The organism is Mesorhizobium sp. M0808 (assembly GCF_040320025.1).
Lineage (GTDB): Bacteria > Pseudomonadota > Alphaproteobacteria > Rhizobiales > Rhizobiaceae > Mesorhizobium.
In genome coordinates, this window is sequence record NZ_JAMYOX010000077.1 from 1 (window position 1) to 12,511 (window position 12,511).

The 12,511-nt window shown below is 57.4% G+C and carries 13 protein-coding genes; 12 read left to right on the forward strand and 1 reads right to left on the reverse strand.

What is annotated here, in order from left to right; translation table 11 throughout:
• A partial coding sequence (locus NKI25_RS35065) for a response regulator (protein ID WP_352695901.1) occupies positions 1-167 on the reverse strand: 167 nt, incomplete at its 3' end.
• A 1,291-nt stretch (positions 168-1,458) separates the two neighbouring features.
• Between NKI25_RS35065 and NKI25_RS35070 the strand changes: the two genes are divergently transcribed.
• The 12 genes from NKI25_RS35070 (at position 1,459) to NKI25_RS35125 (ending at position 12,299) form a co-directional block, all read left to right on the forward strand.
• Positions 1,459-2,244, forward strand: a complete 786-nt coding sequence (locus NKI25_RS35070) for a type IV secretion system lytic transglycosylase VirB1 (RefSeq protein ID WP_352828415.1) — start codon at positions 1,459-1,461, stop codon at positions 2,242-2,244.
• 74 nt (positions 2,245-2,318) lie between these two features.
• Positions 2,319-2,624, forward strand: coding sequence for a pilin major subunit VirB2 (gene virB2, locus NKI25_RS35075; protein WP_023673707.1), 306 nt, complete (start codon positions 2,319-2,321; stop codon positions 2,622-2,624).
• Positions 2,624-2,950, forward strand: a complete 327-nt coding sequence (locus NKI25_RS35080; RefSeq protein ID WP_023679584.1) for a type IV secretion system protein VirB3 — start codon at positions 2,624-2,626, stop codon at positions 2,948-2,950. Before virB2 ends, NKI25_RS35080 begins: the two co-directional genes overlap by 1 nt.
• Positions 2,950-5,319 (forward strand): type IV secretion/conjugal transfer ATPase VirB4, encoded by a 2,370-nt coding sequence (virB4, locus tag NKI25_RS35085; RefSeq protein ID WP_023679585.1) that lies wholly within the window; start codon positions 2,950-2,952, stop codon positions 5,317-5,319. Before NKI25_RS35080 ends, virB4 begins: the two co-directional genes overlap by 1 nt.
• 13 nt (positions 5,320-5,332) lie before the next feature.
• Entirely contained in the window at positions 5,333-6,016 is a 684-nt protein-coding gene (locus tag NKI25_RS35090) for a TrbJ/VirB5 family protein (protein WP_023673704.1), read from the forward strand.
• A 58-nt stretch (positions 6,017-6,074) separates the two neighbouring features.
• Positions 6,075-6,962 (forward strand): type IV secretion system protein, encoded by an 888-nt coding sequence (locus NKI25_RS35095; protein ID WP_023679586.1) that lies wholly within the window; start codon positions 6,075-6,077, stop codon positions 6,960-6,962.
• Between the two features lie 27 nt (positions 6,963-6,989).
• Entirely contained in the window at positions 6,990-7,148 is a 159-nt protein-coding gene (locus NKI25_RS35100; protein ID WP_081731114.1) for a type IV secretion system lipoprotein VirB7, read from the forward strand.
• The gene (locus NKI25_RS35105; protein WP_023679587.1) at positions 7,145-7,858 is read left to right on the forward strand and encodes a type IV secretion system protein VirB8; all 714 of its coding nucleotides are present in this window, start codon (positions 7,145-7,147) and stop codon (positions 7,856-7,858) included. Before NKI25_RS35100 ends, NKI25_RS35105 begins: the two co-directional genes overlap by 4 nt.
• Positions 7,855-8,739, forward strand: coding sequence for a P-type conjugative transfer protein VirB9 (locus NKI25_RS35110; protein ID WP_353000736.1), 885 nt, complete (start codon positions 7,855-7,857; stop codon positions 8,737-8,739). Before NKI25_RS35105 ends, NKI25_RS35110 begins: the two co-directional genes overlap by 4 nt.
• Entirely contained in the window at positions 8,732-9,871 is a 1,140-nt protein-coding gene (gene virB10, locus NKI25_RS35115; RefSeq protein WP_023679589.1) for a type IV secretion system protein VirB10, read from the forward strand. Before NKI25_RS35110 ends, virB10 begins: the two co-directional genes overlap by 8 nt.
• Positions 9,855-10,895 (forward strand): P-type DNA transfer ATPase VirB11, encoded by a 1,041-nt coding sequence (virB11, locus tag NKI25_RS35120; protein WP_023673699.1) that lies wholly within the window; start codon positions 9,855-9,857, stop codon positions 10,893-10,895. Before virB10 ends, virB11 begins: the two co-directional genes overlap by 17 nt.
• A 717-nt stretch (positions 10,896-11,612) precedes the next feature.
• Positions 11,613-12,299 carry a response regulator gene (locus tag NKI25_RS35125; protein WP_352722050.1) on the forward strand — a complete coding sequence of 229 codons (687 nt, stop codon included), beginning with the start codon at positions 11,613-11,615 and terminating at the stop codon, positions 12,297-12,299.
• Positions 12,300-12,511: the final 212 nt, after the last annotated feature.

Sequence of the window (12,511 nt, forward strand, 5' to 3'; positions counted from 1 at the left end):
CCTAGGTTAAGGTCAACAACCACGAGATCGACTGGCTCACGTGAAAGAACATAGTCAAACTGCTTGCTATCGTGGACTGCGGTTACCTTCAGGGCATGCATCGTGAGATACTCGGCGATGAGGCGCCGCATTGCGGCATCATCGTCAATGACAAGAACATGTTTCAACGGCACACCTTCAATCTTGAATCCCCTTGTCTAAACCTGTTGCCGAGCAACCCTGGGGCACCGACCCAGAACAGCTGCTCCTTGATACCACTCGCCGTTGCGTGCGGCCAATGTGAGGCCGTGCTCGTCCTGTTCTTTTCATCCCCAGCGAATTGACCGCACCAAGGCAGCCCGTGGCCACCAGACAGGTCCAAGCGCCGACATGACCCTGCCGTGTGGTCCTTCGCTTTTTCGCTTCGAGCTCCCCCGTTGGTGCAGGCCTGCCAATATCACTCAAGTTCGACCTCATGGATGCCAAGTTTCCTGCTATGCCCTTGCATCCTGGTCATCCTGGAGTTTGCGGACCTGGATCATCTCGATATCCTCCGGCTCGTGGATCCAGCTCGGACATGGTTGAGCAGCGCGGCGTTTGGCTTGATCGGAGAGGCGGTCGGCGGAAGAAGACCGTGATTCGCTGCAGCGGCCTTGTGCAAAATAGTGTGTCTCCTGCCAAGCCGGCTTCGTCCAAGGTGGCCGGCGGCCTCAAATGCTGTTCGGCGACCGGCAGGTCGCCGGTTGCGGTGAACGTCCGGGCTAACATTTCTCAGTTACTGCAACTCCTCCATCTTGAGCGTGTCACTATGCTTGTCCATTGCGCCGTCGGACTCCGTCAATGACGTGCGGTTATCTGCCGATGGGACTGTGCATGATCCACCCTTTGGCGGCGGCGGCCGAACAGCTGAACGAGGCTCGCACCAGGATGGGCTGCGCCGCCACGTCTTCCCAGTTGACCCTCGCCGCCGCGGATTTGCGCCTTCGAGCCAGCTTCGCGGACGAGCTCGCGTCTCAAGCAATGATCTGAGTGTGCAGGGCCGCGCATGGCTGCTCTTTAAGGACCGGCAGCATACCGGCAAAGTTGGGCCGCTTTATCGCCTTAGTCGATTCCCCACGGTGATCCCGAGCCTGAACAAGCCCGCCAAGCTCCCCATTTTGTCCTTGGCTTGGCGCTGACAGAAGTACCATCCATGACGCCAAAGTCGCGGCCCACACTCCAGGAGCAACGGACGGCCGGGACGAGCAATCCTGTACAGGAGTCATTGTACCAAGATGCTCCGGATGTCGCTGGCTGATCGGGCCCGCGCCACCCACGCATGCGCAAGATGCTCACCCACGCTGATACGAACACGGTCTTTGCTTCAATTGAAACCGAAAAGCTGAACTTGAACATCACACAGTAACAAACCTCCCCGATAAGCGCGTGCCGGACAGGGCCAGAACCCGTCCGGCGGCTTGGAAAGGTAGGTGATAGGGAATGTTTATTGCAGCTTGGCCGCTGGCCATCGTCCTGATGACATCCATGTCACTCCCAGCCGAGCCCGCGCCACTTTCTCCGCGTGAGTTCCGCAGCCTGTCGCGCAAATGCGCCCCCTGGGTTGCGCCGTCCACCCTCGCCGCGATTGCCAAGATTGAAAGTGACTTTGAAACGCTGGTGGCTCATGACAACACCACAGGTGAGCAGCTTCGCTGGATAGACCACCTGGAAGCCACGCGGGGCATCAAGGAACGCCTCGAAGCACAACATTCTGTCGATGTTGGATTGATGCAGATAAACAGCAAGAACTTTGCCATGCTCAATCTCACGCCGGAAAGGGCTTTCGAGCCCTGCGCCTCGCTTTCGGCTGCCGCCCACCTGCTTGAAAGCCGGTATGCCGGCGGCACCACTGCTGTGGCACAGCAACTGGCGCTTCGCCGTGCCATCTCGGCCTATAACACGGGCGACGTCACGCATGGCTTCGCCAACGGTTATGTACGCAAGGTCGAGTCGGCCGCAAAGGACATCTCAAGTCTCCTTGAGAGAACGCTGGAGCCGACTGCTCGAGATGTGCCGCACCTTGAGGCACCCGGTCGGAAAGCCGTGCCGCCTCTGCTCCAGCAGAGCCAACAGGCCAATAGAAAGAAGCAGCCCAACCAAGATTCTTGGGACATCTGGGGCTCGTATCAGCCAGACCGCTCCGGGGCCGATCCCTCCGATCCGACAGGCAGCCAGGCTGCGAAAGCACGGGAACCCTCGAACCCGAACAAACTCGTATTCGATTGAAACATGGAGATGCAATGATGACGCCACTCAAGATACTTCGTGCGCTTAAAACGCGTGTTCCTTCGCCTTTTTCCATGCTGCGCATGGCGGCTGAATATGTACCGGCCGCTGCTGCAGGCGCGGCGTGGACGGTCTTCTACAGCGGGCCAGCCGCGGCTCAGGTGACCGGAGGGACGGATCCTGCCAAGATGGTCCAGAATATCTGCACGTTCATACTTGGCCCCTTTGGACAATCACTGGCCGTGCTCGGGCTCGTAGCCATCGGTATCTCTTGGATGTTCGGTCGTGCTTCACTTGGCCTGGTTGCGGGTGTCGTTGGAGGGATCGTCATCATGTTCGGGGCCAGCTTCCTGGGCAAGGCGCTCATAGGCGGTGGCTGATGAGCGACCGGTTGGAAGTGAGCACCCTCTATGTGGCGGCGACGCGCCCCGCACTGTTTCTGGGGGTGCCGCTGACGCTGGCCGGATTGCTCATGATGTTGGCTGGGCTTGTTATCATTATCCTTCAGAACCCGCTTTACGAAATCGTTCTCGCGCCACTCTGGTTCGGAGCACGGCTGGTTGTTGAGCGTGACTATAACGCGGCAAGCGTCGTGCTGCTCTATTTGCAGACGGCCGGCAGAAGCGTGGACGGGCCGGTCTGGGGAGGCGCAAGCGTCAGCGCCAATCCGATCAGAGTGCCGAAACGCGGAAGAGGAATGGTGTAATGTTCGGCGCCAGCGGCCGGACCGAGAGGTCTGGCGAGATCTACCTTCCGTATGTTGGTCACGTAAGCGATCAGGTTGTCATTCTGGAAGACGGATCGATCATGGCCATGGCACATGTGAACGGTCTGCCCTTTGATTTGGAAGACACTGAGATGCGCAACTCGCGCTGCCGCGCGTTCAACACTCTCTTGCGCAACATCGCCGACGACAATGTCTCGATATACGCTCATCTTGTGAGACACAACGATGTGCCGGCGCCGGCGCCGCGCCAGTTTCAAAGTGCATTCGCTGGCAGTCTGAGCGAGGCCTACGAGCGTCGTGTGCTGTCGGGAAAGCTCTTTCGCAACGATCACTTCCTCACTTTGATCGTGTCCCCCCGCACCGCAATCGGCAAGATCGGCTTGCGGATTGCCAAGTCCCGCAGACGGAATGAGCACGATCTAGCCACCCAAATGCGGAGCCTGGAAGACCTCTGGCACATCATTGCTGGCGCACTCGGCGGTTACGGTCTGCGCCGGTTGGGCATTCGAGAGAAAGGCAACGTGCTCTTCACGGAAATCGGCGAGGCGCTTCGGCTCATGATGACTTGCCGGTTTCTTCCGGTTCCGATGGTTACCGGCTCACTTGGCGCCTCGATCTACACTGACCAGGTCATCTGCGGGAAGCGGGCGCTTGAGATTCGAAGGCCCGGGGATAGCTCCGTCGGATCATTGTTTTCGTTCCGTGAATATCCGGCGACGACGCGGCCGGGCATGCTAAATTCCTTGCTGTCCGCCAACTTCCCGCTTGTCCTGAGCCAGAGCTTTTCCTTCCTCACTCGCCCACAAGCTCATGCCAAACTAAGCCTTAAGTCCAGCCAGATGACGAGTGCCGGCGACAAGGCCCTCACCCAGATCAATGAACTTGCCGAGGCAGAGGACGCACTGGCAAGCAACGAATTCGTGATGGGTTCGCATCATCTGAGCCTGTGCGTCTATGCCGACAGCCTCAATACCCTTGCAGATCGCGCAGCAAGTGCCCGCGCACGGCTGGCCGACGCGGGCGCCGTTATCGTCCAAGAGGGCATCGGCATGGAGGCCGCATATTGGTCCCAACTTCCGGGGAACAACAGGTGGCGCACGCGCCCGGGGGCGATCACCTCACACAATTTTGCCGGGCTCGTCTCATTTGAGAACTTCCCAAGCGGTTCCAGTTCCGGCCACTGGGGCAATGCTGTTGCGCGCTTTCGCACAAACGGTGGAACTTCTTTCGACTACATCCCCCATGAGAATGACGTCGGCATGACGGCAATATTCGGGCCCGTTGGCAAAGGCAAGACGACGCTGATGACCTTTGTCCTCGCGATGCTTGAGCAAAGCCTGGTCGATCGCAATGGTGCGATCGTCTTCTTCGACAAGGATCGGGGTGGTGAACTGCTGGTGCGAGCCACGGGAGGGACATATCTTGCGTTGCGCAGAGGCGCTCCGAGCGGCTTGGCCCCTCTGCGTGGACTGGACAACACCTCCGCCTCGCGAGACTTTCTACGCGAGTGGTTGATGGCCCTGATCGAGAGTGACGGCCGTGGTCCGATCTCGCCGGAGGAAAGCCGTCGGCTGGAACGCGGCATTGTTCGTCAGCTTTCGTTCGAACCCCCTATGCGCTCACTTGCGGGCCTGCGCGAATTCCTATTGCACAGCCCCTCCGAGGGCGCAGGAGCACGGCTGCAGCGGTGGTGTAGAGGGGGGGCGCTTGGATGGGCTTTTGACGGCGACGTGGACGAAGTAAGGCTGGATGCCTCCATTACGGGCTTCGACATGACGCAGCTCCTGGAATATGAGGAGGTCTGTGCACCGGCCGCCGCATACCTTCTGCATCGAGTGGGCGCTATCGTCGATGGTCGTCGGTTCGTCATGAGCTGCGACGAATTTCGATTCTATCTACTAAACCCCCAATTCTCGGCCGTTATCGACAAGTTCTTGCTCACGGTCCGCAAAAACAACGGCATGTTGATACTCGCAACGCAGCAGCCTGAACACGTTCTGGAATCGCCTCTCGGAGCTAGTCTCGTTGCGCAATGTATGACGAAAATTTTCTACCCATCACCGACGGCGGACCGCTCTGCGTATGTCGATGGCTTGAAGTGCACTGCGCAGGAGTTCGAGGCAATCCGCCAGGGAATGGCAATCGGCAGCCGCAAGTTTTTGCTCAAGCGCGATAGCGGGAGTATTGTTTGCGAATTCGATCTTGGGCAGATGCGCGAGTACGTAGCCGTACTCTCGGGGCGGGCCAACACAGTGCGCTTTGCCGACCAGCTTCGTAACCAGCACGGAGACGCCCCAAGTGGGTGGCTCGACAAGTTCATGGCCCGGTACCACGAAGTTCAAGACTGACGGAGGAATATTCATGAAATTTGCCAAACTTGCAGTAACGACCCTTGCTGCTTCCCTTCTGCTTCACGGACAGGCCCGTTCGCAATTTATCGTCAGCGACCCTGTAACAGAAACACAAGCGACCTTAACAGCGCTTTCCAATGCGGCGATCCTTGAGAGGTCAATCGAGACGCTCGCTACCACGATTGAAATGGTGACAATTCTAACGTCGTCATTCGCTGTCACGGGACTGCTAAGCTCACTGAACCAAGGAAATCACTACCCGTCGAGCAATAAGCTGGAGGAGCAGATGTTTGATGCTCGGGCGCCAGCTTCGATTATGGCCCGTAACATTGCGAAGGACCCAAATCGGATAGTCAACGGCACCGATTCAGAAGCGAAACTGTTACAGGGACAAATCGCCGGGGCCGCCAATGCCGCAGCTATTGCAGCCGACACTTTGGGCATGATGGACAAGCGCCTTAAGGATAACGCCGGCACGCTTGGTCAGCTTTCCCGCTCGGGAAATATTATGCAGGCCACCGTGACCAACGGTCTGGTCCTCAAGCAGATTCACGATGCGATGATCCAAAATGTCCAGGCCACGAGTCTGCTGACAATGGCCACTGCACAAGGGAGCCTTCACGCCGTGGAGGAGGCCGCCACGCAGCGTCGCGAACATCAGGACACCGCTAATATGTTTAGCATCCTCCCGTAAACCACACAGAGTTCATCCTGCTAAGCTGCGCTGATCAGGGACACATCAGGCTCACGCCATGAATTTCAAAATTCCCGCGCCATTCACGACTATACACACGATCTTTCATGGGGCCTTCACGTCCGGGCTGCACAAAGTGCTTGAAAACATCCAAGAGGCGGTCAGTGCGCCTCTGGTTGCGTGTGTCACGCTCTGGATAATAATCCAAGGCTGTCTGGTCATGCGTGGTCAAGTCGATGCGCGCGGGGGTATCTCGCGCGTAATCATGGTGTCGATTGTCGTTGCCCTTATCTTAGGGCAGGCCAACTATCAGCAGTACATTGAAGCGCTCTTCGACGACACGATTCCGAGGTTGGCTCACGACATCAGTGGCAGCGACTTGCCCTTCATCGGAATCCCCCAGAAGCTCGATCTCATGTTTGCTTCAAGCCAGTATGTCTTTCAGCTGATTGCTTCCGAAATTGGGCCTATGAACGGCCAGGACATACTTGCTTTCGAGGGAGCGCAATGGATTTTCTACGGCGCGCTGTGGACAGCGTTCGAGATCTACGATGCCGTTGGAATTCTGACGAAGGTGCTCTTGACGATCGGCCCCCTGGTCCTTGTAGGCTACCTTTTTGATCACACTCGAGACATAGCCACCAGATGGATCGGCCAACTGCTCTCGTACGGGCTGCTGCTTCTCCTCCTCAACATCGTTGCAACGATAGTAATCGCTGCCGAAGCAGTCTCGCTGGCAGCCATGCTTTTGATGATCAAATTCTCGGGCACGACAGCAGCCAAGATCATCGGGCTTTACGAGCTCGACATGCTTTTCCTAGCTGGTGACGCTCTGATCGTCGCGCTTCCGACGATCGCCAGCAGCATCGCCGGCGGCTCTTGGGGAGGTGCGAACCGACCTCTTAACAGCCTCAATCGCCACTTTGCCAAAACGGCGGGTGGTTAATCAATCGACAAGCTCGGTGCCAAAAACATGAAATATTGCCTACTTCTGTCAATCCTCGCTTTGGCCGCCTGCAAGACGAGCCATGGGCTTGCGACATGCGCGGGTGCCCCATTCCAACTGAACGTGGGACAATGGGAAACCACCCCTGAGGATCTTCAGGTCGAATGCGCGGAAGAGCCAAAGTGAAAGTTCCTGAACATGCCCTTCTGGTGGAGAGAGAAACGCTAGCCGCCCACTATAAGAAGGTGGAAGCGTTTCAAACTTCACGAGCGAAGTCTGCGCGGCGCCTGTCAAAGGCCCTGATAGCCTTTGCCGCAGCGGCGGTCCTAGGAAATGTTGCCCAGGCATTTACCATTGCTGCCATGGTCCCGTTGGCCAAGCTCGTACCTGTGTTCCTCTGGGTCCGGCCGGATGGGACCGTCGACAGCGAAGTGTCAGTCTCTCGACTGCCGGCAACCCAAGACCGAGCCGTCATAAATGCTTCGCTGTGGGAATATGTACGCCTGCGCGAGGGGTACACAGCAGATACAGCCCAATACGCCTATGACCTCGTATCCAGTTTCAGCGCGCCGGCTGTGCGACAGCAATATCAAGATTTCTTCAACTATCCGAATCCCACCTCGCCGCAAGTCACGGTCGGCAAACGCGGCAAGCTCGAGGTCGGGCATATTTCTTCAAACGACATCAGTCCGGACGTTCAACAGATCCGTTACAAACGTACGCTTGTTGTCGATGGGCAGATGCCGATAGTGACCACCTGGACAGCTACCATCCGCTACGAGCGCTTGACGGGTCTGCCTGGGCAATCGAGGCTCACCAATCCGGGAGGTCTACTCGTCACTTCCTATCAAAGCTCGGAAGATAGCGTATCGAACCTGGGCTATGTGCAGCCATGACAAAAAGAGCGTTTCTCGCGCTGGTCTGTTCACTCTTCTTAACGATGGAAGCGTCCGCGGAAGACACACCACTTGCCGGCAAGCATGATGCGCGCATGCGCTACCTGGCTTACCGTCCTGACGAAGTGGTGCGCCTGTCTACCGCAGTGGGGGCAACGCTGGTTGTCACATTCGCGGCCAACGAGACAGTCGCAGCCGTGGCCGTTTCCAATAGCAAAGACCTGGCTGCGCTCCCGCGCGCCAACTATCTCTTTTTTAAGGCTAGCCGGATGCTCCCGCCGCAGCCGGTCATCGTGCTGGCCGAGAGTGAGTCCGGTACACGGAGATACGTCTTCAGTATTTCAACGAGAGCGATGCCAAAACTCGATGAGCAGCAACCTGACCTATACTACAGTGTGCAGTTCACCTATCCTGCTGATGAGGCTGCTGCTCAGAGAAAGGACGCAGAAAGGCGCTCGATTCTTGGTCAGGCCCGGGCGAAAGTGCTGCGCGACGAGAGAGTTCAGGATTTGTTGAATCGGCCCGCCGCAACTACCAGTTCGGACGAAAGCAATTTTCACTACGTCGCAAAGGGCGATCGATCGCTGGCGCCGCTGGAAGTTTTCGATAATGGCTTTACCACCGTATTTGGCTTCGCAAGCAATTCCCGCATACCCTCCCTCTACATTATCAATCCCGACGGCAAGGAAGCCGCTGCCAATTACACGGTCAAAGGAGACTATGTTGAAGTATCCGCAGTCGCCCGGGAATGGCGTCTGAGAGATGGCAATACGGTCTTGTCCATTTTCAACAGGGCTTATGACCCTGTGGGACGAGCGCCAGGGACCGGTACAGTGACACCCGACGTGTGGCGCGTTTTGAAAGGCCCGGCCGATGAATGAAACCGGCCCACAGTCGGGACATGATGTCCATGCCTCAGGATCGATGGTCTCGGAGCCGGCCCGCCGGCATGTTTCGGGATTGCAGAAGTTGGCCGTCGCTGCTCTTGTTCTCATCTCATCTCTATCGCTCATCTGGCTCGGCGGTCGTCCCAGCACACAAGACGAGCCAACTCAGCCAAAACCTCCAATTGTCGCCGACGCCGAGCCATTCCGCCCCGTGCCGATTGAGATTGCTCCCGAAGCTCCAGCACCCGTACAGGCGGCGCAGGCAGGAGATCCTGCGCCATCCACGCCGCCTCCGGCGCCAGCTGATCCGCCGCCGGAGGAAACACCAATTTTCGCCTACAGTGGCAGCGGTCAAATGCCCAACGACGGTCAGCGGAGCGAAGACAACCATAGGGATGCTCCCGCGACCTCGCATGAGATTTCAGACGCTGGCGATCTGACGGGGCGATTGAAGCCAGATATACAGGAGCCAAGCCGGGCCACACTTTTGCCGCACCCTGATCTCGTGATTACCCAAGGAACGATAATTCCCTGCATTTTGCAAACGGCAGTCGACACAAATTTACCGGGTTATGTGAAGTGCGTCTTACCTAAAGACGTCCGCGGCGCCACCAACAACGTGGTGCTTTTGGATCGCGGGACGACCGTGATTGGCGAGATCCAGCGTGGTCTCCAACAGGGGGATGCGCGTGTCTTCGTGCTGTGGACGCGCATCGAAACGCCTGACCATGCCCTCGTTTCGCTAGCGTCGCCGGGCGCTGACGAGCTCGGCCGCTCCGGAATGCCTGGCACGGTGGATAATCACTTCTGGCAGCGCTTTGGCGGAGCAATGCTCATGAGCGTCATTCAAGGCGCGTTTCAGGCCGCCGGTCAATACGCTGGCAGCTCAGGTGGAGGAAGCGGCATCAACAGCTTCCAGAGCAACGCCGGACAAGCCGTTGACACGACCCTTAGAGCAACGATCAACGTTCCGCCAACTCTGAAGAAAAACCAGGGAGATGCTGTATCGATCTTTGTGGCTCGGGACCTCGATTTCTCAGATGTATACGATCTTAGACCGATCGCCGTGGCGCCAGCCCCCCAACATCGCCAACGCCGGAGAGACAACAATGCGACCGGAGGCTGACCCTCAATTGCGTTTGCTTCTCAACCCTGTTTTGAAATGGCTTGAGGAGCCAAGGACCGAAGAGGTCGCTATCAACCGGCCTGGGGAAGCCTTTGTCCGACAGGCCGGCGTTTTCACGAAACATCCGCTACCGCTATCTTATGACGATCTGGAGGACATCGCGATCCTCGCTGGAGCGCTGCGCAAGCAAGATGTCGGACCGCAAAGCCCCCTCTGTGCGACTGAGCTGCCGAACGGAGAGCGGCTGCAGATCTGTTTGCCGCCCGCTGTTCCCTCAGGAACAATAAGCCTGACGATACGGCGTCCCTCAAGTCGTGTGACCGAACTCAAGGAAGTTTCTTCTCGCTACGAATACTCGCGTTGGAATCAATGGCGGTCACGAAAGGAGCGCCAAGAGCGGCAGGACGAAACGATTCTTCAGCACTACGACCATGGTGACTTGGAGCAATTTTTGCGAGCATGCGTTTGCGGGCGGCTCACGATGCTGCTTTGCGGACCTACTGGAAGCGGCAAAACGACAATGAGCAAGACTTTGATCAACGCTATACCCCCGCAAGAGAGGCTGATAAGTATCGAGGACACGCTCGAACTTGCAATCCCGCACGAGAACCATGTCCGGTTACTCTATCCGAAGGACCGAGCAAGCGTAGGTGCGGTGACAGCCGAGCAACTGTTGCAAGCCAGCTTGCGCATGCGCCCTGATCGAATATTGCTTGGCGAGATGCGCGATGATGCTGCTTGGGCCTACCTTAGCGAAGTCGTCTCCGGCCATGCGGGATCAATATCAACGATTCATGGGGCGGATCCGGTCCAAGGCTTTAAAAAGCTCTTTTCACTCGTCAAGAGCAGCCCGCAAGGAGCTGCTGTGGAAGACCACACGCTTCTTGACCTGCTGTCGGCTGCCATTGACGTCATTGTGCCGTTCAGTACCCACGGCGACGTGTATGAGGTGGGGGAGGTGTGGCTCGCCGCCGATGCCCGGCGACGCGGAGAGACAGTAGCCGACCTTCTTAACAAGCACTAAGGCTAGAGCACGTCGGGGATCGGTAAGTCGTTTGTGATACGATGGCGTAATTTGTTCAGATTGAACGTCCACTTTGATTTGAGGGAGGTGGATAATGGGAGGAGGACTGGGCGTAGACCTTCGGTCACAAGTCTGAAGTCTTCGGGCGCCCTTTCGGCGCGGCAAGTTGCGGCACGATTCGACTGGGTGTATCGAGCGCGTCCGCTGAATTGCGCGGGCGACGCTCACCGAGCTGGTGCCGATGCCTGCTTCAAAAGCGGCATCCACACCCGGCAGGTCGTACCCTTGATTTACCTAGCCGCGCTCAATGAGTGTCTTCAAAGCCGCCGAACGTGGTTCGGAATGACCGGTGGTAAATCGGGAAGTGCCATATAGGGAATCCTCCTGGTATTGCCTCCAGGGGGTCCTCTCAATGAACAAAGCCGCAACCTGCCTTGCGACCTCAGCTGGAGTTTGCGACGCAACCCATAGGAGGATCGATGCGCAGAGAAATCGCAGGCAGAGTCGGTGGCATTGTGGGCTGGCCGACCGACGGTTTCAGCCCGTCAACAGGTCTTCACGTGTTCCATCCCCGACTATTGCAGGCGTGCGGCTTGCATGCTCCCGCGATCACCCATCGGAAAGAGCGTTACGAACACTACGAAGAGTTGCGCGACTTCCGCTGTCGCCCCGGTCTTACAGCGGACGGTGACCTGTCCGACCTTGATAGGACGTGAAATGCGAACGCTGCTCATTGATCATCATGTGGATCTTACGCGCGCTGTGCGAGTTGCGCTCGGGGATAGCGGTTTTGCCGTTGATGTAGTTGGCAACCTGGAACAGGCGTCGAGGGCATTTTGTTGCGCAACCTATGAAATTCTCCTGCTGGAGTTGGCTCTGCCAGATGGCGATGGCTTGGGCTGGCTGAGACAGCTAAGGAGCGACGGGCATTCAGTTCCAACCCTCATTATGAGTAGCATCAACGATCTCGAGAAGCGAATTGCAATTTTCAACGGTGGCGCGGACGACTTTCTGCTCAAGCCCGTCTCTTTCGATGAGCTCATCGCCAGAATGAGAGCCATTCTGCGCCGGTCGACACAGGTGACCGACCCCATCGTTGTATTTGGCAATCTCAATTTCGATCCGATCGGCCGACAGGTTTCCGTCTCGGGTCATCCTCTGAAGATCGCACGCCGCGAACTATGTATTTTAGAGCATCTGCTTATCCGTGCAGGCCGCATCGTGCCTCGTGCGCAGTTGGAAGATCACCTCTATTCGTTCAACGACGAGGTATCTGCCAACGCGCTTGAAGTCGGAATCTATCGCTTACGTGGACACCTGAGTAGGTCAGGTGCAACGCCACGGATCACGACCGTGCGCGGCATTGGTTACCTTCTTGAATTGACTGAGGCGGCATCCGCATAGTTGGTCTAAATTGAAAGAACAGACTGCCTGCCCGTCGTCATGTTGAGCTTGTGGCCATAATGGACATCGCGGCCGCCCTTGACGATGGTGTCGGCATGCGGTTCGAACGGCTCTGTCGCAAACCTTTTGGTAAGCGGAGCATGGCAAGAAAAACGCCTCAGCTGTGGAGGAGCACGTGATGTTCAACGGCCGCCATTTCGACCAGTCGGTGA